This window comes from Streptomyces lacaronensis (assembly GCF_047337785.1).
GTDB lineage: Bacteria > Actinomycetota > Actinomycetes > Streptomycetales > Streptomycetaceae > Streptomyces > Streptomyces lycopersici.
Map to the genome: position 1 here is coordinate 3,085,686 of NZ_JBLHDK010000003.1, position 22,589 is coordinate 3,108,274.

The 22,589-nt window shown below is 70.2% G+C and carries 22 protein-coding genes; 14 read left to right on the forward strand and 8 right to left on the reverse strand.

What is annotated here, in order from left to right:
- Positions 1 to 727: 727 nt before the first annotated feature.
- Entirely contained in the window at positions 728 to 1,327 is a 600-nt protein-coding gene (locus ACMTAK_RS13040) for a carboxymuconolactone decarboxylase family protein (RefSeq protein WP_413806377.1), read from the reverse strand.
- A complete protein-coding gene (locus ACMTAK_RS13045) occupies positions 1,324 to 2,574 on the reverse strand; it encodes a CaiB/BaiF CoA transferase family protein (RefSeq protein ID WP_413806378.1) in 1,251 nt (416 codons plus the stop codon). The genes ACMTAK_RS13040 and ACMTAK_RS13045 overlap by 4 nt, the downstream gene beginning before the upstream one ends.
- Before the next feature lie 111 nt (positions 2,575 to 2,685).
- On the opposite strand from ACMTAK_RS13045, the gene ACMTAK_RS13050 reads away from it, so the two are divergent.
- A complete protein-coding gene (locus ACMTAK_RS13050) occupies positions 2,686 to 3,303 on the forward strand; it encodes a glutathione S-transferase family protein (RefSeq protein ID WP_413806379.1) in 618 nt (205 codons plus the stop codon).
- Positions 3,304 to 3,316: 13 nt separating this feature from the next.
- Here the strand turns inward: ACMTAK_RS13050 and ACMTAK_RS13055 are convergent, their stop codons facing one another.
- Positions 3,317 to 4,066, reverse strand: a complete 750-nt coding sequence (locus tag ACMTAK_RS13055) for a GntR family transcriptional regulator (protein WP_413806380.1) — start codon at positions 4,064 to 4,066, stop codon at positions 3,317 to 3,319.
- Positions 4,067 to 4,175: 109 nt separating this feature from the next.
- Here ACMTAK_RS13055 and ACMTAK_RS13060 point away from each other — a divergent pair, with 109 nt between their 5' ends.
- The 5 genes from ACMTAK_RS13060 to ACMTAK_RS13080 all read left to right on the forward strand — a co-directional run bounded on the left by ACMTAK_RS13060 (position 4,176) and on the right by ACMTAK_RS13080 (position 8,633).
- The gene (locus ACMTAK_RS13060) at positions 4,176 to 4,979 is read left to right on the forward strand and encodes an enoyl-CoA hydratase-related protein (RefSeq protein WP_413806381.1); all 804 of its coding nucleotides are present in this window, start codon (positions 4,176 to 4,178) and stop codon (positions 4,977 to 4,979) included.
- 34 nt (positions 4,980 to 5,013) lie between these two features.
- Positions 5,014 to 5,790, forward strand: a complete 777-nt coding sequence (locus ACMTAK_RS13065; protein ID WP_413806382.1) for a dienelactone hydrolase family protein — start codon at positions 5,014 to 5,016, stop codon at positions 5,788 to 5,790.
- Positions 5,787 to 6,521, forward strand: a complete 735-nt coding sequence (locus tag ACMTAK_RS13070; protein WP_413806383.1) for an enoyl-CoA hydratase/isomerase family protein — start codon at positions 5,787 to 5,789, stop codon at positions 6,519 to 6,521. Before ACMTAK_RS13065 ends, ACMTAK_RS13070 begins: the two co-directional genes overlap by 4 nt.
- Positions 6,518 to 7,372: a 3-hydroxyacyl-CoA dehydrogenase family protein gene (locus ACMTAK_RS13075; protein WP_413806384.1), complete on the forward strand. Its 855-nt coding sequence runs from the start codon at positions 6,518 to 6,520 to the stop codon at positions 7,370 to 7,372. Before ACMTAK_RS13070 ends, ACMTAK_RS13075 begins: the two co-directional genes overlap by 4 nt.
- A gap of 76 nt (positions 7,373 to 7,448) precedes the next feature.
- A complete protein-coding gene (locus tag ACMTAK_RS13080) occupies positions 7,449 to 8,633 on the forward strand; it encodes a thiolase family protein (protein ID WP_413806385.1) in 1,185 nt (394 codons plus the stop codon).
- Between the two features lie 624 nt (positions 8,634 to 9,257).
- Here the strand turns inward: ACMTAK_RS13080 and gshB are convergent.
- The 3 genes from gshB to ACMTAK_RS13095 form a co-directional block, all read right to left on the reverse strand.
- Positions 9,258 to 10,220 (reverse strand): glutathione synthase, encoded by a 963-nt coding sequence (gshB, locus tag ACMTAK_RS13085; RefSeq protein ID WP_413806386.1) that lies wholly within the window; start codon positions 10,218 to 10,220, stop codon positions 9,258 to 9,260.
- A gap of 55 nt (positions 10,221 to 10,275) precedes the next feature.
- Entirely contained in the window at positions 10,276 to 11,244 is a 969-nt protein-coding gene (locus ACMTAK_RS13090) for an alpha/beta fold hydrolase (RefSeq protein ID WP_413806387.1), read from the reverse strand.
- Between the two features lie 93 nt (positions 11,245 to 11,337).
- Positions 11,338 to 12,654, reverse strand: a complete 1,317-nt coding sequence (locus ACMTAK_RS13095) for an MFS transporter (protein ID WP_413806388.1) — start codon at positions 12,652 to 12,654, stop codon at positions 11,338 to 11,340.
- A gap of 885 nt (positions 12,655 to 13,539) precedes the next feature.
- Between ACMTAK_RS13095 and ACMTAK_RS13100 the strand changes: the two genes are divergently transcribed.
- Complete coding sequence (locus ACMTAK_RS13100; protein WP_413806389.1) at positions 13,540 to 13,761, forward strand: hypothetical protein; 222 nt, start codon at positions 13,540 to 13,542, stop codon at positions 13,759 to 13,761.
- A 123-nt stretch (positions 13,762 to 13,884) separates the two neighbouring features.
- Here the strand turns inward: ACMTAK_RS13100 and ACMTAK_RS13105 are convergent, their stop codons facing one another.
- A complete protein-coding gene (locus ACMTAK_RS13105) occupies positions 13,885 to 14,517 on the reverse strand; it encodes a P-loop nucleotide/nucleoside kinase family protein (protein ID WP_413806390.1) in 633 nt (210 codons plus the stop codon).
- Positions 14,504 to 15,145 (reverse strand): bifunctional 4-hydroxy-2-oxoglutarate aldolase/2-dehydro-3-deoxy-phosphogluconate aldolase, encoded by a 642-nt coding sequence (locus ACMTAK_RS13110; RefSeq protein ID WP_413806391.1) that lies wholly within the window; start codon positions 15,143 to 15,145, stop codon positions 14,504 to 14,506. Before ACMTAK_RS13110 ends, ACMTAK_RS13105 begins: the two co-directional genes overlap by 14 nt.
- Positions 15,146 to 15,303: 158 nt before the next feature.
- Between ACMTAK_RS13110 and ACMTAK_RS13115 the strand changes: the two genes are divergently transcribed.
- The 7 genes from ACMTAK_RS13115 to ACMTAK_RS13145 all read left to right on the forward strand — a co-directional run bounded on the left by ACMTAK_RS13115 (position 15,304) and on the right by ACMTAK_RS13145 (position 22,068).
- Positions 15,304 to 16,296: a Gfo/Idh/MocA family protein gene (locus ACMTAK_RS13115; protein ID WP_413806392.1), complete on the forward strand. Its 993-nt coding sequence runs from the start codon at positions 15,304 to 15,306 to the stop codon at positions 16,294 to 16,296.
- Complete coding sequence (locus ACMTAK_RS13120; RefSeq protein ID WP_413806393.1) at positions 16,289 to 17,287, forward strand: LacI family DNA-binding transcriptional regulator; 999 nt, start codon at positions 16,289 to 16,291, stop codon at positions 17,285 to 17,287. The genes ACMTAK_RS13115 and ACMTAK_RS13120 overlap by 8 nt, the downstream gene beginning before the upstream one ends.
- Positions 17,284 to 17,823 (forward strand): VOC family protein, encoded by a 540-nt coding sequence (locus tag ACMTAK_RS13125; protein ID WP_413806394.1) that lies wholly within the window; start codon positions 17,284 to 17,286, stop codon positions 17,821 to 17,823. Before ACMTAK_RS13120 ends, ACMTAK_RS13125 begins: the two co-directional genes overlap by 4 nt.
- On the forward strand, positions 17,823 to 18,734 hold the full coding sequence (locus ACMTAK_RS13130; RefSeq protein ID WP_413806395.1) for a sugar phosphate isomerase/epimerase family protein: 912 nt from the start codon (positions 17,823 to 17,825) through the stop codon (positions 18,732 to 18,734). Before ACMTAK_RS13125 ends, ACMTAK_RS13130 begins: the two co-directional genes overlap by 1 nt.
- Positions 18,731 to 19,714, forward strand: a complete 984-nt coding sequence (locus ACMTAK_RS13135) for a Gfo/Idh/MocA family protein (RefSeq protein WP_413806396.1) — start codon at positions 18,731 to 18,733, stop codon at positions 19,712 to 19,714. The genes ACMTAK_RS13130 and ACMTAK_RS13135 overlap by 4 nt, the downstream gene beginning before the upstream one ends.
- 171 nt (positions 19,715 to 19,885) lie before the next feature.
- Entirely contained in the window at positions 19,886 to 21,307 is a 1,422-nt protein-coding gene (locus ACMTAK_RS13140; protein ID WP_413806397.1) for an MFS transporter, read from the forward strand.
- Positions 21,304 to 22,068 (forward strand): SDR family NAD(P)-dependent oxidoreductase, encoded by a 765-nt coding sequence (locus ACMTAK_RS13145; RefSeq protein ID WP_413806398.1) that lies wholly within the window; start codon positions 21,304 to 21,306, stop codon positions 22,066 to 22,068. Before ACMTAK_RS13140 ends, ACMTAK_RS13145 begins: the two co-directional genes overlap by 4 nt.
- Positions 22,069 to 22,589 lie beyond the last annotated feature (521 nt).

Sequence of the window (22,589 nt, forward strand, 5' to 3'; positions counted from 1 at the left end):
GCGATGGCTCTTGACACTTCGGATTCCGTCACCACAATCATGCGGTGGTGTGACCGTTCACACAAGGGCCAGGCGGCGCAGAACACGAAGTCCTGAGGCGCCTGGGGTCGCCGCACCCCGACGCCCGCTGTTGGACGGTTCCACGGTCGCCAGGGCCAGCGCCGTGAACACCATCGTGATCAGCGGGTTCCGGGGCAGCGGCTGCTCAGCCCCGGAGCCGAGTGCCAGACCGCGTCGGAACGCGCCGCCCTCCGGCGTCCTTGCGCAACGTCCGCCTGACAGACGCGTGTTCTTCCTGGAGCAGGAGGCTCCATGCCCACCACGCCTGCCACCGCGCGCTCGCGAACTCTCGTGTGGCTCGCGGTCGCTGTCGTGGCCTCTCTCACCGCGGCGACCGGTCCGGCGGCGACGCCGGCTTCGGCCGCCACGAGCGGCAGCACCCTTGTCGTCGACACCGCCGCGTCTCAACCAGCTCCGGCAACCCCCGCCCGGAACCGAGCACCGCCCGAACGGCTCACCCGTCCCGGTTGGCGACGCGCTGATCGTCACCCAGCTCCGCCGGAATCCTCAACGACGGCCGGGTCCGCACCTACCGGCGGATCCGCGGGGGCGCCCCACGCCGCTCCTCGGTGCCGGCATCTCCTCGTGGAACGCCGGCTGGACGCGGTCGTTCCGCACCGCGGCGAAGGCGTCGGGGCCGGCCGGGGCGGGAAGCAAGCCGTACCGGTCAGCCGGCGGTGCCGGGTGTGGGCGGGGGGAACGGGTCCGGGCCCGTCGCGTCGTCCGGCGGTGGAATGTGATGAACGTTCAGGGTCAGGGCCACCATGGAGTAGTAGCCGATGAGGGCGGTCAGTTCGACGACCCCCGTCACCCCCAAGGCGCCGAGCGCGTCCTGGTAGACGGTCTCGGGGACGTCGTGGTCGCGTAGCAGCGCCCGGGTGTAGGCATACACCGCGCGGTCGGTGGGGTCGTCGCACTTCGGGGTCCCGCCGAGGCGGATCGCCTCAGCGGCCTCCGGCGGCACGCCGGCCTCGGCGGCGTGGGTTTCGTGCAGCATCCACTCCAGGCGGCTTTCCCAGTGGCGTGCGGTGACGAGGATCGCCAGTTCGCTGGCTCGTGGTGTGAGCGAGGTGCCGTAGCGGAGCAGTGCGCCCAGGTGCTGCCAGCGCTGTGCCAGCTCCGGGTTGTGGATCGCCGCGCGGATGGGCCCCTGCACCTTGCCGCGGGGGCCTCGGGTCATCTCCTCGAAGACCGCACGCTGGTCGGCGTCGAGGTCCTTCCCCGAGGGCAGCGGGATGCGTGGCGGCGGCCAGTCGTCCCCGCTCATACGACTCCCTCCGAGCGGAGTCCCTCGACGGTCTCCTCGTCCATGCCCAGGCCGCGCAGGATCTCGTCGGTGTGCTGTCCCAGCAGCGGTGGCGCCTGGTCGAAGTCGAGCGGGGCGTTGGTGAAACGCATGGGGCTGGCCACCAGCTTGACGCTACCCGACAGGGGGTGCGGAACCTCGACAACCATGCGGCGGTGGCGGACCTGTTCGTCCTCCAGGACCTCTTCGACCGTGTTGACCGTCCCGCAGGGGACCCCGGCCTCGTCCAGGCGGTCCATCCAGTGGCGACGGGTGTGACCGGACAGCGCCTCGGTGATGAGCGGGCGCAGTTGTGCGAGGTTGCGGACCCGGGCGCGGTTGGTGGCGAAGCGCTCGTCGGCGGCAGTGCCGTCCAGGCCGAGTGCTTCGCAGAACCGCACGAACTGGCTGTCGTTGCCGACCGCGACGGCCAGTTGGCCGTCCTTGCAGGCGTACACGTCCTGCGGCTGGATGTTGGGGTGCGAGTTGCCCGTCCGGGACGGAACCCGGCCCGTCGTCAGGTGGTTCATGGCCTGGTTGGCCAGCGTCGCCACCTGGACGTCCAGCATGGCGATGTCGATGTGCTCCCCGGTGCCGGTGACCGCGCGGTGGGCGAGTGCCGCGAGGACGGCGACGGTGGCGTAGGCGCCGGTGGTCAGGTCGACGATCGGCACGCCAACCTTCTGAGGTCCGCCTCCGGGCCGGTCGTCCCGTTCACCGGTGACACTCATCAGCCCGCCCATGGCCTGGATGGCGAAGTCGTAGGCCGGCTGGGCCCGGCGCGGTCCGGTCTGGCCGAAGCCGGTGATGGAGCAGTAAATGAGCCCCGGGTTGACCTGGGACAGATCCTCGTAGCCCAGTCCGTAACGGCGCAGGGCGCCGTACTTGAAGTTCTCCAGGAGGATGTCGGCCTCGGCCGCCAGGGCGCGAATGATCTCCTGGCCCCGCGGGCTGGAGATGTCGACGGTCAGGGACCGCTTGGCCCGGTTGGCGCCGAGGTAGTACGCCGACTCCTCGGTGGGATCGCCCTCGGTGTCACTCAGGAAGGGCGGGCCCCAGGAACGGGTGTCGTCGCCGGTGCCGGGGCGTTCGATCTTGATGACGTCGGCACCCATGTCGGCGAGGAGCTGGCCCGCCCACGGACCGGCCAGTACCCGGCTCAGATCCAGGACGCGTACATGCGACAGCGGTCCGGAGCGGCGGTGAGTGGGTTTTGCTGGTGATGACATATGACCTCGGCTGACGACAGTCGACATGCAAAGCAACGCTGCCTTGCATCCAGAAACTGTATCCAGTTAACTACATCAAATCCGCACAGCCAATGCCTCACGGAGGTCGGCATGAAGCTCTACTGGTCCCCGCGGTCGCCGTTCGTCCGCAAGGTCATGGTGTTCGCGCACGAGGTGGACGTGGTCGACCGGCTGGAGCTGGTGCGTACTCCGGTCGCGCTGACCAGCCCCAATCTGGAGCACATCAGGGCGCGCAATCCCCTCGGCCGTATCCCGACCCTGGAGACCGACGAAGGCTTGCTGCTTCCCGAGTCGGTGCTGATCTGCGAGTACCTCGACTCGCTGCACGACGGGGAGCCCCTGTTCCCCCGGACCGCCGAACGCCGCTGGCCCGCTCTGCGCCGGCACGCCCTGGGCAGCGGACTGACCGAAGTGCTCATCCTCTGGCGCAACGAACGCGCGCGGGAGGAACAGCGGCGCCTGGCCGCGATGCTCGACGCGTGCCGGACGAAGACCCTCGCGACGCTCGACGTCCTGGACCGGGAGGCGCGCGAGCTGGAGCGCACGCCCTTCGACATCGGCCATGTCGCGGTGGGCTGCGCCCTGGGATACCTGGACTACCGCTTCACCGACCTGGACTGGCGCGAAGGACGCCCGGAGCTGATGCGCTGGTTCGAAACCTTCCGCGCCCGGCCGTCGGCCCGGGCCACCGAACCTTACGACGACTGAGAGAGGCCCGAGGTCAGCCGGCGGATTCCAGGACGAACCGCAGGGACTCGCGGATCATCTTCGGGTCGTGCGCGCCGGCGACCGAGGCGATCACGGTCAGCGCGGTACGTGCCAGGTGCTCGGCGACCAGACGCGAGGTGCGCCGCCCGTCGCCCGACTGCGCCGCCTCGAAGATCTCGTCGTGACCGGTGCGGCCCATGGTGATCAGCGCCAGCCGGTAGCTGGGGGCGTTGTGGTAGAGCCGCAGGTAGCGCACCGAGTGGTCCCACATGGACTCCACGTGGGAGCGCAGCCGGTCCTCGGTGTGGGAGAACAGCAGGAAGTGGAACGTGCGGTGGGCCGCGATCGCCTGCTCCTCGTCGCCGCGCTCCGCCGCCTCGTTCATGGTCGTCATCGCCTCACCCAGCTCGGCCAGTTCCTCCTTGCCCAGCTGGGGCACCGACAGCAGGACGGCGAGGGGTTCGCTGGCCAGCCGCATGGCGTAGAGAGTCTCCAGGTCCGGGATGGACAGCGGGGAGACCTGGATCCGGCGGTTGAAGTCGAGCTGGACCAGCCCCTCGGTCTGCAGACGCCGCAGCGCCTCGCGAAGGGGGGTGCGGCTGACCTTGAGATCCGCGGCGAGCTGTACCTGGGAGACCCAGGTACCGGGCTTCAGCCTGCCCTGGAGGATCGCGTCACGGACGTGCTCGTAGGCGAGAGCCATGACGTCGCCGGCCGGGTCGCGTGGCGTGTCGTCGGGGGTGGACGCTGCGATGTTGGACACAACGGAAAGTCTATCGACTTGGCCACTGCGTGTCACCAAACCATTCTGTGAGGCATCCTGGATACAGTTTGCTTGGTTTGAGGCGTCCCTCTGTGTAAGGTCAGGCGCCATGACTTCCTCTTCCACCGAACACGGTGTCCGATTGGAGACGCACGGACCGATCGCCGAGGTGGTGCTCGACCGTCCCCCGGTCAACGCGGTCACCGTGGAGATGTACGAGCGCCTCGTCACCGTCTTCCGGGAACTGTCGTCCCGCACCGACGTACACGCCGTCCTGCTCCGGTCCGACGTCCGGATGTTCAGTGCGGGAGCCGACATCAAGCAGCCCGTGGAGGCGGTGAGCCCGTCCGAGGGCGCGGCCGAGCGACGCCAGCGCATGGCACGGACCGCCTACGAGGCCATCCTCGACTGCTCCCTGCCGACCATCGCGGTGGTCAACGGCGCCGCCCTTGGCGCCGGCGCGGTCCTCGCCGCGTGTTGCGACATCCGCTACGCCGCACAGGATGCCCGGATCGGCCTCCCGGAGATCACCGCGGGCCGCTGCGGCGGCGGCAGCCACCTGATGCGGCTGCTGCCCCAGGGCCAGGTGCGGCTGATGTACTTCACCGGCGAGCCCATCGACGCCGTGGAGGCCCACCGGACCGGTCTCGTCCAGCGCGTGGCCGGCACCGAGGAAATCCTCGCCGAGGCCAGGGAACTGGCCGGCCGCATCGCCGCGAAGAGCCCGCTGGGTCTGCGTCTGGCGAAGCGGGCCCTGGACGAGGCCGAAGTACTGCCCGTCAAGCCGGGTTACGCGGCGGAGCAGGTCTACACCCTGCGCCTGGGCGCCCACCCGGACGCCGCCGAGGCGGCCCGGGCCGTCCTGGAGAAGCGCGCACCGGTCTGGTCCTGGCCCGAGGTGGCCGAGAGCTGAGCCGCACCACCGAACGAGAGAGCCGCGGTTTTTCATGACTGACTTCCTCATCCGAGACCTGGACGTCGGGACCCCCGGCGGTCCGATGCCGACCCTCATCACCGCCCCGGCCACCGGGGGCCCGCACCCGGCCGTCGTCGTCTACATGGACGCGCTCGGCGTGCGGGACGCGCTGCGCGACATCTGCCGCGACATCGCCGCGCACGGTTACACCGCCGTCCTGCCCGACACCTACCACCGCATGGGCACCGGCCTGAACTGGACCACCGAGCAGTTGCTCCACGACCCCGAGGCCAAGGCGCTCATCCAGCGGACCACCCGGTCCCTGCCGGACGCCGACGTCGTCGAGGACACCGCCGCCCTCGTGCGTGCCCTGGCGGACGAACCGCTGGTCGCCGGGGGCGCCATGGCCTGCGTCGGCTTCTGCATGGGAGGGCGGCATGTGCTGCGGCTCATGGCCGCGCAGCCGGAGACCTTCGCCGCGGGCGCTGCGTTCCACCCCTCCGGGCTGCGCACGGACGACACCGACGACCCCGACGCGCCCTATCGGGACGCCGGCCGCATCACCGGCGCGGTCTACGTGGGTCTCGGAGACGCCGACCACCTCTCACCGCTGCCCGCGATGCGGCCCCTGCGCGAGGCTCTTCGTGCGGGTGAGGCGCGGGCCGTCGTCGACGTCCACGCCGACGCCGAGCACGGATACATGTTCCCGGGTCCGCGCTACAGCGAGCGTGGCGCGCGCCGCTCCTGGGACGAGACGTACACGCTGTTCGACGAGGTCTTCGGCCCCCGCGCGGGGACGGCGCGGTGAACACCCTGACGGTCGAGGAACACCCCGACCGGACGGTGGTGACGCTGAACCGGCCGGACGCCCGCAACGCGGTGAACGCGGCGATGATCTCCGAACTGCACGCTGTCTGCGAGGAGTTGGAGCGCACGCCGAAGCTTCTGCTGCTGACCGGCGCGGGCGGTGTCTTCGCCGCCGGCGCGGACATCGGCGAGCTGGCGGCTCGGGGCCGTGACGAAGCCCTCCACGGCATCAACAGCCGCCTCTTCGACAGGATCGCCCGTCTCCCGCTGCCCACCGTCGCGGCCGTGGACGGGTACGCCCTGGGCGGTGGCGCCGAGCTGGCCTTCGCCTGCGACCTCCGGCTGGCCTCGGACACCGCCGTCTTCGGCAACCCGGAACCGGGGCTGGGCATCATCGCCGCCGCCGGGGCGTGCTGGCGCCTGGCCGACCTCGTCGGCACCTCGGTCGCGAAGCAAGTCCTTCTCGGCGGGCTCACGTTGGACGCCGTACGGGCCCATGGCCTGGGGCTGGTCGCGGACGTGGTACCACCGGCCGAACTGCTGGACCGCGCGCACACCCTGCTGGACCGGATGGCCCGGTCCGCCCCCACGGCACTGCGACTGACCAAGATCGTCGTCGACTCCCCGGGCGGCCACCCGCACATCGACGACCTGGCCCAGGCCGTGCTGTTCGAGACACCCGAGAAACGGACACGGATGGACCGTTTCCTGACCGGAGGGAGAAACCCGTGACCCCGGCGATCGCACACGTCGGCGTGGTGGGCGGCGGGCGCATGGGCGGCGGAATCGCGCAGGTCTTCGCCACGCTGGGGGCCCGGGTGGTCGTCGTCGAGGGCTCGGCGTCCTCCGCCGACGCCGCCCGTACCCGTATCGGCGACAGCCTGCGCCGGGCCGCCGACCGGGGCAGACTGTCCGCCGATCCGGCCCACGTGCTGGACCGCGTCGAATTCGTCAGTGAGATCGGCGCCCTGCCCTCCGCGGCGGAACTGGTAGTCGAGGCCGTGCCGGAGGTGCCCGCTCTCAAGGCCGATGTGCTCGCCGCCGTGGAGGCCCGGGTCTCCCCCGGGACCGTCCTGGCCACCAACACCAGTTCCCTGCCGGTCGGTGAACTGTCGGCCGCGCTCCGGCGCCCCGAGCGGTTTCTGGGCATGCACTTCTTCAACCCCGTGCCCGGCTCGAAACTGGTCGAGGTCGTCACCACACCCGCCACAGCGGAGCCGGTGGTCGGCCAGGTGCTCGCCTGGGTGCGCGCCTTGGGCAAGACGGACGTCGTCGTACGGGACTCTCCCGGATTCGCGACCAGCAGGCTGGGCGTCCTGCTCGGGCTGGAGGCGATCAGGATGCTCCAGGAGGGGGTCTCCGACGCCGCCGCGATCGACACGGCCATGGAACTGGGCTATGGCCACCCGATGGGCCCGCTGCGCTCCACGGACCTCGTCGGCCTCGACGTCCGGCTGGCGATCGCCGAGCATCTCCACCGGACACTGGGCGAACGTTTCGAACCGCCGCGCCTGCTGCGCGAGAAGGTCGCCGCCGGCGAGCTGGGCCGCAAGAGCGGTCGGGGCTTCCACACCTGGACCTGACCCTCGGCCGGCCCGGCCCGCACCGCACACCCCAGTGACGACCGCGCCCCGAAGGGCGCGGGAAGGAGTCCTGTCCATGTCCGACGTCTATCTCGTGGACGCCGTCCGCACGCCCTTCGCCAAGTTCGGGGGTGCCCTCAGCGGTGTCCGCCCCGACGACCTCGCCGCCCACGTCCTGCGGTCCCTGATCGACCGCAGCCCGGATCTTGATCCGGCCCGGGTGGACGACGTGTTCTTCGGCAATGCCAACGGCGCCGGAGAGGAGAACCGGGACGTGGCCAGGATGGCCGTTCTGCTGGCCGGACTTCCGGTCACGGTGCCCGGTGTCACCGTTAACCGGTTGTGTGCCTCGGGGCTGGAGGCGGTCGTCCAGGCCGCGCGTGCCATCCGCTGCGGCGAGGCTTCCATCGCCGTGGCCGGCGGGGTGGAGTCCATGAGCCGCGCCCCCTGGGTGATGCCCAAGCCCGAGCGGGCCTTCCCCGCGGGCCACACGGAGCTGTACTCGACCACTCTGGGCTGGCGCATGGTCAATCCGCGCATGCCCGCACAGTGGAGCGTCCCCCTCGGCGAGGGCGCCGAACTGATCGCCGACCGGTACGGCATATCCCGCGAACAGCAGGACCTCTTCGCGCTGGCCAGCCACGACAAGGCCGCCCGTGCTTGGCGGGAGGGGCACTACGAGCGCGAAGTCGTGCCCATTCCCGGAGTGGCCCTGCCCCGCGACGAGAGCATCCGCGACGGCGGAACCCCGGAGTCGCTGGGGCGGCTGAAGCCCTCGTTCCGCCCGGTCGGCACCGGCACGGTCACCGCCGCCAACGCCTCACCGCTGAGCGACGGCGCCGCGGCTCTGCTGCTGTGTGACGAAGAGGGGCTGAAGGCGGTTGGCCGGGAGCCGCTGGCCCGTATCGGCGCGAGCGCGGTCACCGGGATCGAACCGCAGTACTTCGGTCTCGGCCCGGTCGAGGCGGCCCGCACCGCACTCGGACGGGCCGGGCGTGGCTTCGCCGACCTGACCGCCCTCGAACTCAACGAGGCGTTCGCGGCCCAGGCCCTCGGCTGCCTCGACGAATGGCCCGACCTGGACCCCGCGGTGCTCAACCCCCGCGGCGGCGCCATCGCGCTGGGCCATCCTCTCGGCGCCTCCGGAGCGCGTCTGGCGGGAGCCGTCGCCCACCAACTCGCGGCAGCGGGCTCGGGCACCGGACTGGCCGCCCTGTGCATCGGGGTCGGCCAAGGGCTCGCGCTGGTTCTCGAGCGCTGAGCAGCCGCGAGGCACGACCGCGCGACGCGTCCGCGGGGGTCACGCGGACACGGGCGGCGTGTCCCGGCCCGCGGTGTCGAGCAGCCGGCGCCCGGCCGTCGCGCCGCCCCGCCGGTGCGGATGGTGAAGTCCACGGCCCCGGCCGCCCGGGAGGACCGATCCAGGTCCTGCGGGAACGGGCGGGACCGGCAGCTGACCGTGGAGGCGGTGCAGGCGGCGGTCGTCAGGCAGCGACGGCAGGCCGCTCGCCGCCCGGTGGCTGTTGAGCGCCTCGCCGCACGACGCGCCCACCGTGCCGGTCGTCCCGCTCTCACAGCACCGTGCGGCCGGTCTCCTTCCGCAGGGACGGCCGCCGCGGCGGCGGAGGCAGGTGCGGCCGGGGCGGCCGCCGGGACGGAACGCGTCCGGCGCCGACGGCGGCTTCCCCCGAACATCCCTGCGCGCGCTGTCGGGGCGTGCGGCGCCAGGGGCACGCCGACGCCCTCCACCAGCGCCGCGAACTCCTCATCCGGCGGAGCGCACACCCGCACCGCGCACCGAGTTCCCGCAGTCGCGCTGCGAGCGCGGCCACCGGTTCGTCGTTCCCGCGGCCCGGCGCGACGCGGGTCCGCCGCGTACGACATGTCACGCGGTGCGGCCTCCGGTCGCCCGGGACGCTGCCGTGTCCCGCACCCTGGCCTCCAGTGCGCGGACGACGTGGAGGTCGTGGCGTACCCCGCTGAAATCCGAGAGCTGGACCAGTCCGGTCGGGCTGGTGACGTTGACCTCGGTCAGCCGACCGCCGATCACGTCGATCCCCACCAGCCACAGACCGTCCGCGCGCAGCCGCGGCCCGATCCGCTCGATGACGCGCAGGTCGGCCGGGTCCAGCGCACAGGCCAGGACGTCTGCGCCGACTCCGATGTTGGCCCGGAAGTCGCCGGGCGCGGGACGTCGCAGGATCGCGCCCAGCGGTTCGCCGTCCAGGAGCAGGATACGTTTGTCCCCCTGCGACACCTCGGGCAGGAACGCCTGCGCCATCACCTGCCGTTCTCCGCGATGGGTCGCCTGCTCGACGAGAGCGGGGGCGTTGCGGTCGCCGGGCATCAGGGCCACCACGCCGCGTCCTCCGTGCCCGAAGAGCGGTTTGAGGACCGCTCCGCGCTGCGCCACGGCGAAGTCCAGCAGTTGCTCCCGATCGGCGGTGACGAGCGTGGGCGGCATGCAGGCGGGGAAGTGGCAGGCGTAGAGCTTCTCGTTGGCCTCGCGCAGGCCACGCGGGTCGTTGAGCACGAGCGTGTCGCCGCGCAGCCGCTCCAGCAGAAGCGTGGCGGCGAGGTAGGCGGAGTCGAAGGGCGGATCGGACCGTACAAGGACCGCGTCGACGGTGTGCAGGTCGAGGACGGCGACGGGACCGGGCTCCGGCGCCGGGGTGAACCGCACCGGCCGTCCCGTGGCACGCAGCCGGCCGTCGACCAGGGAGAGGGCACCGGGCCGACAGTGCCACACCTCGTGCCCGCGGGAAGCGGCGGCGCGCATCAGGGCGAGCGAGGTGTCCCGGTCCTCCCGCAGGCCGGTGACCCGGCCCATGACGACGACGATGACCATCGCGCCCTCCTCCTGTCCTCGTCCGGTCCTGGCCCGCATTCGTGCGTCGGCGTGGTCAGCAGCGGGAGTCCGCGGGGAACCGCGCGCCGGAAAGGAATCTCAGCAACTGCCGGTTGAAGTCCGACGGGCGCTCCCACTGCGGGGCGTGCCCAGCCTCGGAAAACGTCAGCAGGGAAACATTCGGCAGGTGCGCGGCCACCGTCCTGCCCAGCGGCGGCGGCATGTACAGGTCCGCGTCGCCCACCGTCATCAAGGTACGCGTGCTGATGGTCGCCAGCAGCTTCCAGGTCATGGTGTGGATCAGCCGCGGCCTCGGGTTGGCGGGGCCGGGCCGGGAGAGTTCGGTTGTCCTCTCCCAGGCGTGGACGCCCTCCGGGGCGACGGCACGGTAAGGGGCGCCGAGTTCCCGGAACGAGTGGGGAAGATCCTCGAACTCCGGCGGGCGGATACGTGCCAGAGCCTCCTCGTAATCGGCTTCTTGGATGCCCAGCTGGCTGTTGACCAGGACGAGGGAGCGCAGCTTCGAGGGGTGGCTGACGGCGAAGTCGACAGCCAGGAAGCCGCCGAGGGCCGCACCGACAAGATGGAAGGCGGGCACGTTCAGGTGCTCGGTCAGGGCGAGCAGGTCGTGGACGGCCGGAGGATCGTCCGCGGTCGCCGCCGATGACCGGTAGTGGCCGCGCCGCGAGTAGGAGATCACCCGGTACCCGGCCCGGGCCAGGACGGGCTGCTGGTAAGGCCAGGCCAGCGCACTTCCGGTGCCGGCGTGGGCGAGGACAACGGCAGGCTCTTCGCCTCCGGTGTCCCAGTAGTAGAGCTGTCCGCCGACCACGTCGACGTGTCCCTCGGTGACCGGGAGCTGCTCGGGAACGGGCCGGTGGACCAGCGGGTCGTGTCGCCCGGGGTGTTCGGCGGCGGACGCCGGGACGGGGATCATGGCGGATGCCGCGACGGCGGTCGCCAGGATCCCGCCCTTGAGGGCGGTCCGCCTGTGAGGGTGGGGCCCGGTCTGCTGTGCGCTCATGGTGTCGTCTCCACGCCGTCGGGGATCGAGGTGTTCATCTGCGGCTCCGCAGGACTTCGCGGGTCATGGGGGCGCGGCGGCCGGGGAAGCGTTTCAGGCGGTGTGGAGGCCGTCGACGTCGCTCTTGTAGGTTTCGCGGACGGTCAGGGTGACCAGCACCGAGGTCAGACAGGCGCCGGCGGTCGCGACGGCGACCCAGATCCACCCGCCGTCGGCCGCCACGACCAGGGCCGAGGCGATGGTCGGCGCGAAGCCGGTGAGTACCTGGCCGAGCTGGGAGGAGAGTGCGACTCCGGTGTAGCGCACGGAGGCGTCGAACATTTCCGAGTACAAGGCCGGCGCGACACCGTTGGCCAGCGAGTATCCGACGGCGACCAGCAGGAAGTGGCCGACGAAGATCAGGGGCAGGTTCTCCATGCCGATGGCCCAGAAGAGCAGGAAGGCCGAGGCGGCGCAGATGAGGCCGCCGGCCATGAAGATGGGCTTGCGCCCCACTCGGTCGGCGGCCAGGGCGGCGAGCGGCTGGACGGCGACCGCCGCGCCGGTGGACACGAGCTTCACCGTGAGCATGGTGGTGGCGGAGATGTCCGTCGTGGAGGTGGCGTAGGCCAGCGCGTACACCCCGCCGATGGTGGCGATGACGCTGTAGAGCGAGCAGCCGACGACCCGCGCCACGCTCAGCCCGTGCTTGGTCATCAAGGTGACCACCGGCGGTTTCTCATGGGCCTTGGCGTCCTTGAGCCTCTCAAAACCGGGAGGCTCGGGCAGCTTGGCCCGGACCACGAGGCCGATGCCGACGAGCACCACGCTCAACAGGAAGGGAACACGCCAGCCCCAGGCCATGAACTGGTCCTCCGGCAGTGACGAGAACCCGATGAAGACCACGGAGGCGATGGTCGATCCGGCCAGTGCTCCGCTCGGTGTCCAGCTGGCCACCAGCGCGCGTCGATGCTGGGGAGCGTGTTCCACGCTGAGCGCGATGGCACCGCCCCATTCGCCCGCGGCGGAGGCGCCCTGGATCAGGCGCAGCACCACCAGCAGGATCGGGGCGGCGATGCCGACCGCCCCGTACGTCGGCAGACAGCCGATCAGAAAGGTGGAGATGCCCATGAGCAGAAGGGTCAACACCAGCATCTTCTTGCGGCTGAGGCGGTCCCCGAAGTGGCCGAAGACCACCGCGCCCAATGGACGGACCACGTACCCGGCACCGAAGGTGGCCATCGCGGCCAGGGTGCCGACGGCGGGATCGACGTTCGGGAAGAACAGCTTGTCCAGCACGAGCGCGGAAGCGGCGCCGTAGATGAAGAAGTCGTAGTACTCGACGGCGCTCCCGAGAAAACCGGCCAGCGCGGCCCGCTTCGGTGTCTTCCCGGTAACAGCCTCGGAGTCGGGTTTGACGGTCACTGGCATGGCCGGGCTCCTTCAAGACAATGCTGCCGCGTCCCGGTGCCGGTGTTCGTCGGGCGAGGGGAGGGCGCGCTGGGATGTACGGGGCCGGGCATGGTGGCGGCTCCCGCCCGGCAGGTGTGGACACTACATACAGGGATCGAGCTTCATCAATAGTTCTGTCCACAGAAATTCCCCATGCCATAACGCTGACGGCACCCCCCGTGCGACGCGGCAGACCCACGGAGGGATATTTGCGGCTACCCAATGCCCGAATTACTATTAATAGTCCGACTTTTCTGCCCCGATGGGAGGGACCTCGTTGAGCAATCACCCTCCCCAGGTGAGCCAGCAGCTCCCTATTGTGTATCCAGTAATGCCACTACCGGAGGGTGTCGCCGACCCCGCGGCACGAGCGAGTCTCCCTACGAACTCGCCCGCAAGCACGTGAGGGAAGACCCGACACCCATCGCCGTGATCCGCACCGGGGCCCCCGCCGAACTCACCCATCTCGTCGACCGGCTTGGGCGACGGCCGGGTGGCCCGGACCTTCGGTCACCCGCCCGCAGACCCGCTCGCGGCTGCAGACCTGATGGCCATCACCGTGGCCATCCTCGACGACCCGTCCGGACACCACACCCTCGCGCGCCTCCTGTCCGCCCTGCCCTCGACCAGCACCGCCCACATCCGCCTGCGTCATCACGCCCAGCACTGCTCACCCGCCATGACCGCGGTGATCCGCAGCAGTGTCCGCTTCCCCCGCAAGGCCGCCGGCCGGCCCGCCCGCTTCCCACAGCCGCCACCCACCGCGGCCGACTCGACCCTGGCACCATCTCCACGCCCCTGCCCGAACACTGGGCCGTTCCACTCGACGAACTCGACGCCCCGCAGCGGCAACTGCGCAGGGACGTGGCCATCACCCTCGTCCAGATGGCCACCGGCCGCTCCCGCCGCTCTGCGGCCCTCTACCTCGGGATCCCTCTCGGCTCGCTGCACTCCGCCACCATCAGCATCCGCACCTGGCGGAAAGAACCGGGCAACGATACGGCGTACCGGAGAGCTCTCCACCGCGTCGCCGAGATCGCCATCGCACAAGGCCAGGCCGAGAGGGGCGGTGCCGGAGGCGAGTGACAGCACCGTTTGACGTTGGTCCCGCGGAGAGCCTTGGTCTTGAGCTGTGTCTCGGGGGTGAGGCCGATTTTCCGGCACGCTCGGCGCCTCAGACCCGTCCAATGACACTCGCGCAGCGATGTCTCAGTGGAAGGCGGGAAGGAGTGCCTGCCCGATATTGCCCGCGAGTCGTACGACAGCGTCGAGATCCGGTTCGGCGTCGTTGTCCACGACGATGTGCCGGGCCCCGGACCAGGCGCAGTCCTGGGTCCCGAGCCGTTGCCAGAATGCGGGCCAGTCGGCCAGCTTGGCCCGGTCTCGTGGCAGACCTCGTTGCGTCAGTCGCGTACGAACGGTCTCCGCGGAGGCCCGCACCTCGACCACGACGACAGGTGTTCCCGCGGGCCAGGAGGCCCGGTCGGCGGAGACAGCCAAGAAGTCGGGGTTGCCGAGGTACGCCGCGAAAGGCGCGTCCAGGACGATGGGCAGGCCCAGCCGCAGGTTGTCGGCCGCTGTGGCGAACAGCGCCTTGTACTCGGCCGGCATCAGGCGTTCGGTGTAGGTCGGGTCGTCTTCGCGGCCTCCGGCCCGCCGGCCGACCAGTTCGAGTGCGGCGTCCACGAGGTCGCCGGCCAGGGAGTCCTTGTCGAGGTAGACGGCGCGGAGCCGGCGTGCGAGCTCGCGGGCGACATGAGACTTTCCCGAGCCCGCGGGACCGATCGCGACGAATACCGGTGGTGTCCCGGACGTGGGGGCCAGCGGGTCAGGCGCGGGCATCGGCCACCGCCTCGAGGAATGTCCGGGCCGCCGCACGGACCGGGTGCTGCTCTGTGCTTTCTCGCTGCGCCGCCTTGGTGATGAAGCTTCCGACGCCGACCGCCGCGACTCCGGCATCGAACCACTCGTCCACGTTGTCCGGGGAGACGCCTCCGGCCGGGACCAGGGGGATGTGGCCGAGTGGTTCGAGTACTGCACGGGCGTAGTCGCGGTTGAGGACCGAGGAGGGGAACAGCTTGACGAGATCGGCCCCTGCCGTGGCCGCCTGGACGATCTCCGTGGGTGTTGCGGCTCCGCAGATGCTGACGGCCTGGTACCGGCCGGCGGTCTCCAGCATGCCGGAATCGACCTGGGGGCTGACCAGGAAGCGCGCTCCGGCCTGGATGCTGGCGTACGCGGATGTCGCGTCGAGTACGCTGCCGGCGCCGATCTCGGTCTCGGGGTACTCCGCGCTCAGCCGGCGAATCACGTCCAGGGCACCCGGCGTGGTGAGCGTCACCTCGACCGCTCGTATCCCTCCAGCGATGGCCTCGCAGGCCACTTCGTACGACGCCTCGGCGGTGGGCAGGCGCACGATCAGCACCGTCCCGGAGTCGCAGATGGCATTCAGCGTGCGCAGCTTGCGCATCGAGTCACCTCATGAAAATCCGTTGTCGGGGGGTGTTGACAGAGCTTAGGACCCTCTGTTTCGGTAATGCAACCGATCTCAGCAATCGATTGCAGCGGCCGACCTCAGAGGGGACAATCGGCAGAAGTTGCTCCATACCGAAAGTGAGGAGGCGCGTCGTGAGACGTCCGCGAACGGCAGTTCTAGGCGCCCGCCACTGGCACGTCCCCCTGTATGTCAGCGCCTGGGCGGACACTCACGATGTCGTGCTGGTCCAGGACGTGGAGCCCGACGGGGTCACGGACATCGCCCGACGCCTCGAGGCGCCCGTCTGCGGGGAAATCGGGGAGGCTCTGGACGCCGGACCGTTGGACCTGGCCTACGTCTTCGGGCCGCACGACCGCATGGTGGACACCTGCCTGGCCCTGGTCGAGCGCGGCATCCCCTACGTGGTCGAGAAGCCGGGCGGCACGGGGCCCGAGGACGTGGAGCGGATCCGGGATGCGGCCGCCTCGGCAGGGGTGGCGGCGACCGTCCCCTTCGTCCAGCGCGGCGGCCCCGTGGATCACGCACTGTCCCTGGCCGGCGCGCCGACGTACCAACGGGCGAGCTTCGTAGCCGGCCCGCCGGAGCGCTATCACGCGGCAGGCTGCTCGTGGATGCTCGAGCCCGCGCGCTCCGGCGGGGGGTGCCTGGTGAACCTCGCGCCGCACTTCATCGACCTCTTCCTGCAGCGGAGCCGGGCCCGGCGCGTGGAGCTTGTGGCCGCCAACCTTTCCGCGAGCCTGCACGGCGAGGACGTTGAGGATCACGTCACGCTGGTGCTCGCGGGCGACGACGGCAGCGAGGCCATCATCGAGGTCGGCTATGCCTTCCCGTCGAGTCCCGCCAAGCGGTACTGCTCCTACACCAGCGCGGGCGAGGGGGGATACGTCGACGTGGGTACCTCCGGCGACGTCTCCTTCACGCGTGCGGACGGTGTCACCGAGTCGAGCACCATCGACGTGGACAGCGACCCGCGATACGACGTGTTCGTCCGACAGGTGGCTGACACCTGGGCGGACGGCTTCGCCGGGCTGCCTACCCTGGCCGACCTTGCCGACACAATGAGGCTCGTCTGGGCCGCGTACAAGCGGTCTCCCATTGCGTCTGTGGAGGTCAGCCATGGCTGAGGTGAGCATCGACGACGTCGCCGCCCGAGCGGGCGTGCATCGTTCCACGGTTTCCCGCGCCTTCTCCCGGCCGGAAGCCGTGAATGCCGCGACCCGGCAACATGTCCTGGAGGTGGCGAAGAGTCTCGGTTACCGGGTGAACCCGCTGGCGCAAGCTCTGCGCCGCCGTGCGAGCAAGCTTGTTCCGCTGATCGTCCCGGACATCACCAACCCCTTCTACGGTGAGCTGGCGAGGACCATGGCGGCTGCGGCGGCCGACCGGGGTTATCAGTTGGTGTTGTGCGTGACCGGCGGCGAGGTGGCCCAGACCAACGCGTATCTGACCTCCCTGCAAGAGATGTACGCGCCCTTCGGGATCGTCGCGCCGTCGACCACTGTGGACCTCGACGAGCTGCAGAACGTCGCGCTCGGCAGCAAGGTCGTTGTGGTCGACCGTGTCGAACAGGCGCAGGTGCCGACCGTGACGGTGGACAGCGCCGAGGGCATCGCGCTCGCCGTGGACCATCTGCGCGGCCTGGGGCACCGGCGCATCGCCTATGTGTCCGGCATCTCCGGGGCGTACACGTCCAGGGACCGCCTGGCCGCCTACGAGGGGCTGGCCGTGGAGCTGGACATGCCGACGGTGGTCCTGGACGGAGGCACCGGGCCCGACGTGGGTGAGCGGGCCGCCCAGCGTCTGGTGGACATGACACGTGAAGAGCGCCCGACAGCAATCATCGCGGCCAATGACATGGTCGCCTTCGCCCTCATCTCCGCTCTTGGTGTGCGCGGTGTGTCCGTCCCGGACGAGGTGTCGGTGATGGGCTTCGACGGCCTGGAGTTCGGCGCCCGGTTCAACCCACGGCTGACCACCGTCCGCCAGCCCATCGCCGACATGGGAGTGATCGCCATCGACCTCGCCGAGAAACTCCTCAAGGACGGGGAGACGAGCCATGTCGTTCTGGCCCCGGACCTGCTGATCCGTGAGTCGACCGCGGAGGTGCCCCGATGAGCCTGCCCGCAGGGTTCCAACACGTCGACCATGTCGCCTTCACAGTGCCCGACCTCGGCGAAGCGGTCACCTTCTTCACGGACGCCTTCGGAGCCGAGGAGCTCTACCGCTCGACGCGGGGGCCCGACGCCGACTTCATGCCCGCGCATTTCGAGGTCCCGGCCGATGCCCACCTGGAACTCGCCATGCTGCGCATGCCGCCAAACCTCAACGTGGAGCTGTTCCAGTGGTGGAGCACGGACCAGCGCCGCGACTACCCGCGCCACTGCGATGCCGGCGGCCACCACCTGTGCTTCACCGTGGCGGACGTCGACACCGCCGTCGAGCATCTCCGCTCGCACGGCGCCCGTTTGCTGGGCGGAACCAAGGAGGTCGGCCCGGACAGCCCGCGCGTCGCGGGCAACCGGTGGACCTACCTCCGGGCGCCCTGGGGCCTGTTGATCGAACTGGTCGACCGCTCCCGCGTCCACAACCCGCCACCGCTGATCGGGCCTGCCGACTGGACTGCCCCCTCTCGAACCGAAAAGGACCTGTAGTGCGGATCATTGGCCACACCCTCGGCACACCGGAACAGACCCTCCCCGAGGCGCTGGAACTCTTCGCCTCCGCCGGTCTGGACGGAGCGGAGGTCATCTACCAGAACGGCTACCGCAGCGGACTGCCGATCGGGGACGATGCCGCCGCTGCCGAGGCGGCTCGCGTAGCGGACGATCTCGGCGTAGCGGTGGTGGGGCTCGCTCCGTACACCACGGGGCTCAACCACGAGGACCCGGCGCAGCGTCGTGCCGCGCTCGATGAACTGCGGTCGGCCATCGACTGCGCCCATCGCGTGGGCGCCACCCGGATCCGCGTGTACGCGGGGTCCTGGGGGGCGGATCGAACCGATCACGCCGGACACTGGGAGCGCCTGCGATCGGGGCTTTCGGAGCTGGCGCCGCTGGCCGCCGACGCCGGAGTGCTCCTGTGCGTGGAGAACCACTTCGGAACCATGACGCAGTCGGCGAAGGAGACCGCCCGGCTGATACGCGAGGTGGACTCGCCTGCCGTCCGAGTGCTCTACGACCAGGCGAACCTCACCTTCACCCACGACGAGGCATGGCCGGAAGCACTGCGGGAGCAGGGCGACCTGATCGGGCACGTCCACGTGAAGGACCTCGTCTTCACCGATCCGAACGCACCCTTCGTCGCTTCTGAGACGGCCCGGGTGAAGGCGGACGAGCGGGCGGTGCGCTCCCGTGTCGTCGGCGAGGGCATAGTGCCCTGGGCGGACATCCTGCAGGCGGTCGAGCAGCACGGATACGACGATGTCCTCAGCCTCGAATACGAGTACCGGTGGCACCCGCAGGACCTCCCGTCCCCGGCGGAGGGCTTCACCCGGTCCGCCCGCGCACTGCGCTCACTCCTCGAAGAGGCCGCCGGACTCTCACCCGTGGAGGTATCCCGATGAGCCGGCCTCCGCTGCGTGTCGGAGTGGTCGGCGCCGGGAACATCGCGCATATCGCGCAGCTGCCCACCCTGGCAGCACGGGAAGACGTCATCCTCGATGTCCTGGTGTCCCGGCGCGAGGACCCCTCGGAACTGGTCCGCCGCTGGGGGTTCTCCACGGCGGTCCCGACCGTGGGGCAGGCACTCGAACGTGATCTGGACGCCCTGTTCGTGTTGACCCCGAGGTCGGAGCATGTCGCCGGCGTGAGCAGCGCGCTGGAGGCGGATGTGGATGTCTTCTGCGAAAAGCCCCTCGCGACCGCGACCAGTGACGCGGAGCGGCTCGCCGACCTCGCCGACGCGCGTGACCGCGTGCTGATGGTCGGCTTCAATCGCAGGTTCGCGCCGACCTACGTCGCCGCTCGTGACCAGTTCGGGGACGCCGGTGCCGCCTTCTGCGTCGCGCAGAAGAACCGCCGCGGCAGCGAGTACCGCGCGACCTTCGAGAACGCCATCCACATGGTGGATCTGCTGCGCTGGTTCTGCCCGGGCGAACCGGTCGACGTCTCCGCCCACGCCGCCGGTGACGACCCCTGGCAGGAGGACGGCGTCTCCGCCCTGGTCCGGTTCGCCGGCGGCGGCACCGGTGTCCTGACGGCGGCACGGACCGCTGGTTCGTGGGCAGAAAAACTGGATGCCTACGGCGCCGAGCGCTCGGCCGAGGTGGTGGCTCCGGACACGGTGACCCTCACCCGGGACGGTGCGAGCACGGTGCGCTCGATGAGCCCCGAGGCATTCGGCTGGGCCACGGCGACGAACACCTTCGGGTTCGCCGCCGCCGTTCACCACTTCCTCGACCGCGTACGAGACCGTGGAGCGCCGCTGACGTCAGGGCGGGAAGCCGCCCGCACACAGGCGCTCCTCGACGACATCCTGCAGACCGCCGGTCTGCCCGTGAAGGAGCAGGAGGGCCGCACCTGGTCCAGCCACGCGACGCGCTGACCCTCCGCGAGCCTCGAACGGCCCCTCATGGAGCTCGCGCCGGCGCCGTCCCCTCTCGAAGAAGGCTTCCGGAACCGCCGACGTCGTCGACCGTCACAACCCGGTCCGCGGTGCCCTGACCCGCCGACTGTTCGCACAAATCCCATCCCTCACCGCACTGAGGAGCGCTCAATGGCGAACGCACCAAGAATAGCCTCACCGAAATCCCCCTCCGCAACGGCCAAACCGGCCATCCCACCCCGCGGAAGGCGGCTGAACATCCTGGCCGGTACTGTCGGCCACTTCATCGAGTGGTACGACTGGTACATCTACGGCCTTCTGGCCGCCGTCTTCTCCAGCCAGATCTTTCCCGGAAACAGCCCGGCGATGTCGCTGATCGGCGCCCTGCTGACCTACGCGGTCGGGTTCGTGGTGCGGCCGCTGAGCGGCATCATCATCTCCCCCCTGGCCGACCGCTACGGCCGCCGCGTCGTCCTGGCCACCACCATCGGCGGCATGGCCGCGGGCAGCCTGATCCTCGCGCTCACCCCGCCGTTCTCCGCCATCGGATACGCGGCACCGCTGCTGTTCCTGCTCGCCCGCGTACTGCAGGGCATCTCGGCCGGCAGCGAGATGCAGAGCGCCATCGCCTACATGGTGGAGAACGGCTCGACCGACCGGCGCGGCCTGTTCGGCTCGTTGTCGAATGTGGCCAGCGGCCTGGCGACGCTGGCCGCCACCGGCATGGGGGCGATCGTCACCTCGACCCTGAACACCCATGACCTGGAGACGTGGGGCTGGCGCATCCCGTTCGCCATCGGCGGCCTCCTCGGCATCGTCGGTCTGCTGCTGCGCTCGCGCGCCGACGAATCCCCGGAGTTCGAGGCCGCCGCCGAAGAGGCCGCCGCCGGCCGGCAACCCGAGAACCTGCGGCTGCGGGAACTGCTGCGCAGGCACCCCAAGGCACTGCTGCAGACCGCGGCTCTGTCCGCCCCGGCTGTCGCCTACTACACGTGGGCCACCTTCCTGCCCACCTACGCGCACCTGACCACTGGCCGTGACCTGGACTCCGCCTTGGCCGGCAACACCATCGGACTGGGCCTGCTGGTGATCATCGTGCCACTGTGCGGCCTCCTGTCCGACCGCATCGGCCGGCGCAAGCCCTTCCCCATCATCGGGGCCATCGGCATGGTGGTGCTCTTCTATCCGCTGCTGCTCTTGCTGCAGCAACCCGGATTCGGCGTCTACGTGACGGTGACCGTCTCCGGCTGGGTGGTCCTGGCCATCTGGCAAGGGGTGTACCCGACCATCCAGGCCGAACTGTTCCCCGCCGCCGTTCGCGTATCCGGCATCGGTGTCGCCCACCAGATCGTCATCGCAGCCCTCGGCGGAACGGCCCCACTCATCGCCAGCGCATTCATCGAGGCAGGCCACCCCATGGGCGTAGCGGTATACATGACCGCCATCGTGCTGCTCTGCCTCATCGTCTATCTGACCCTGCCGGAAACGGGCCGCTCAGCCGCGTACACCACCACACCACCCGCTGCGGAATCCGACACAGAGCACAGCCCCGCATCCACAAAGTCCATGAAAGCCACGGAGGACACTCCATGACCGCCCCGTCCCAGATCGCCCTTGTCACCGGGTCCAGCGGAGGCATCGGAGCCGCCACTGCTGAACGGCTGCACGCAGCGGGCACGGTGGTCATCGGCTGCGACCGCACAGCACCGGACAGCCGCCCGAAATGGCTCGCGGATTTCCGTGAGCTGGACGTCACCGACGAGCAAGCGGTGCACGACACCGTGACCGCGATCAAAGCGGAGTTCGGGACAATCGACGTCCTTGTCCACGCCGCCGGCATTCTCGGCAACGAACCGCACCTGCTCACCACCCCGAGCTCCGAGTTCGCCCGGGTGATGGCGATCAACGCCACGGGTGCCTTCTCCGTACTGCGCGAAGTCGGCCTCGTTATGCAAGCCCAACGCTCCGGCTCCATCGTCGCGGTGGCCTCCGTCGCCGCGAAGGAGGCCCGTCGCGCGTACGTGCCCTACAACGCCAGCAAAGCGGCCGTGCTGAACATCTGCTGGTCACTCGCCCTGGAACTCGGCCCGGACAACGTGTCGGTCAACGCCGTGTGCCCCGGACCGGTCAACACCGCCATGTGGGACCAACTGGCCACCCGCGCCGGCGGCAGCGACCCCGACGGAGACCAGCGCGCCCGCCAAGCCCGGGCCGCTCAGATCCCCATGGGCCGATTCGCCGAGCCTGAGGAAGTAGCGGCGACCATCGCCTTCCTCACCGACCCGGCCAACCGCTACCTGACCGGCCTGAGCCTGGATGTCGCCGGCGGCGCCCGGCTCGGAATGGGCAGCTGACGGAGCGACTCCACCCCCAGGGAACAGGTGGCAAGGGCCGGCTTCTTGTGGGCCCAGCCGTCCGCGCTGTGCCCGGCTGGCTCCCACTCATCCTCGGGCACCAGCTCCAGCCGGGTGAGCATCTCCAGCTCCTACAAGGAGTGCAGGTAGATCGCGATGGTGGTCACCGACCGGTACCAGTTCAGCGGGTCACCGAACCCCGCTGATACTGCTCGCGCCACAGCAGCTGAAATCGGAGCCACCCCACACCGCTCCTGCGTCCTCAGTACACAGCCAGCCCACATAAGGCCCCTGGCTCCGACCGCCCAAAACTGAGCACTGTCGTTGGCGAACCGTGCCAGATGGCGCGCTCAGTCACAGTGGCTTGCGAGTGAGCAGGCCCGTGGCCGACCGTCAGTGCGCGACGACCGGGATCTCGACCTGCTGCGCTGTCTCACCGGAGGAGTCGGCCCTGCCTGGCGCTGGCGACGACGGTGTTCAGCAGCGCGGTGCCGATGGAGCCGCCGACCTGCTGCGAGACG

Excerpts from the sequence above, each read along its gene's own strand:
- ACMTAK_RS13040 (WP_413806377.1), bottom strand. The coding sequence starts at position 1,327 with ATGAGCGGGGACGACTGGCCGCCGCCACGCATCCCGCTGCCCTCGGGG.
- ACMTAK_RS13045 (WP_413806378.1), bottom strand. The coding sequence starts at position 2,574 with ATGTCATCACCAGCAAAACCCACTCACCGCCGCTCCGGACCGCTGTCG.
- ACMTAK_RS13050 (WP_413806379.1), top strand. The coding sequence starts at position 2,686 with ATGAAGCTCTACTGGTCCCCGCGGTCGCCGTTCGTCCGCAAGGTCATG.
- ACMTAK_RS13060 (WP_413806381.1), top strand. The coding sequence starts at position 4,176 with ATGACTTCCTCTTCCACCGAACACGGTGTCCGATTGGAGACGCACGGA.
- ACMTAK_RS13065 (WP_413806382.1), top strand. The coding sequence starts at position 5,014 with ATGACTGACTTCCTCATCCGAGACCTGGACGTCGGGACCCCCGGCGGT.
- ACMTAK_RS13080 (WP_413806385.1), top strand. The coding sequence starts at position 7,449 with ATGTCCGACGTCTATCTCGTGGACGCCGTCCGCACGCCCTTCGCCAAG.
- gshB (WP_413806386.1), bottom strand. The coding sequence starts at position 10,220 with ATGGTCATCGTCGTCGTCATGGGCCGGGTCACCGGCCTGCGGGAGGAC.
- ACMTAK_RS13090 (WP_413806387.1), bottom strand. The coding sequence starts at position 11,244 with ATGAGCGCACAGCAGACCGGGCCCCACCCTCACAGGCGGACCGCCCTC.
- ACMTAK_RS13095 (WP_413806388.1), bottom strand. The coding sequence starts at position 12,654 with ATGCCAGTGACCGTCAAACCCGACTCCGAGGCTGTTACCGGGAAGACA.
- ACMTAK_RS13105 (WP_413806390.1), bottom strand. The coding sequence starts at position 14,517 with ATGCCCGCGCCTGACCCGCTGGCCCCCACGTCCGGGACACCACCGGTA.
- ACMTAK_RS13110 (WP_413806391.1), bottom strand. The coding sequence starts at position 15,145 with ATGCGCAAGCTGCGCACGCTGAATGCCATCTGCGACTCCGGGACGGTG.
- ACMTAK_RS13120 (WP_413806393.1), top strand. The coding sequence starts at position 16,289 with ATGGCTGAGGTGAGCATCGACGACGTCGCCGCCCGAGCGGGCGTGCAT.
- ACMTAK_RS13125 (WP_413806394.1), top strand. The coding sequence starts at position 17,284 with ATGAGCCTGCCCGCAGGGTTCCAACACGTCGACCATGTCGCCTTCACA.
- ACMTAK_RS13135 (WP_413806396.1), top strand. The coding sequence starts at position 18,731 with ATGAGCCGGCCTCCGCTGCGTGTCGGAGTGGTCGGCGCCGGGAACATC.
- ACMTAK_RS13140 (WP_413806397.1), top strand. The coding sequence starts at position 19,886 with ATGGCGAACGCACCAAGAATAGCCTCACCGAAATCCCCCTCCGCAACG.
- ACMTAK_RS13145 (WP_413806398.1), top strand. The coding sequence starts at position 21,304 with ATGACCGCCCCGTCCCAGATCGCCCTTGTCACCGGGTCCAGCGGAGGC.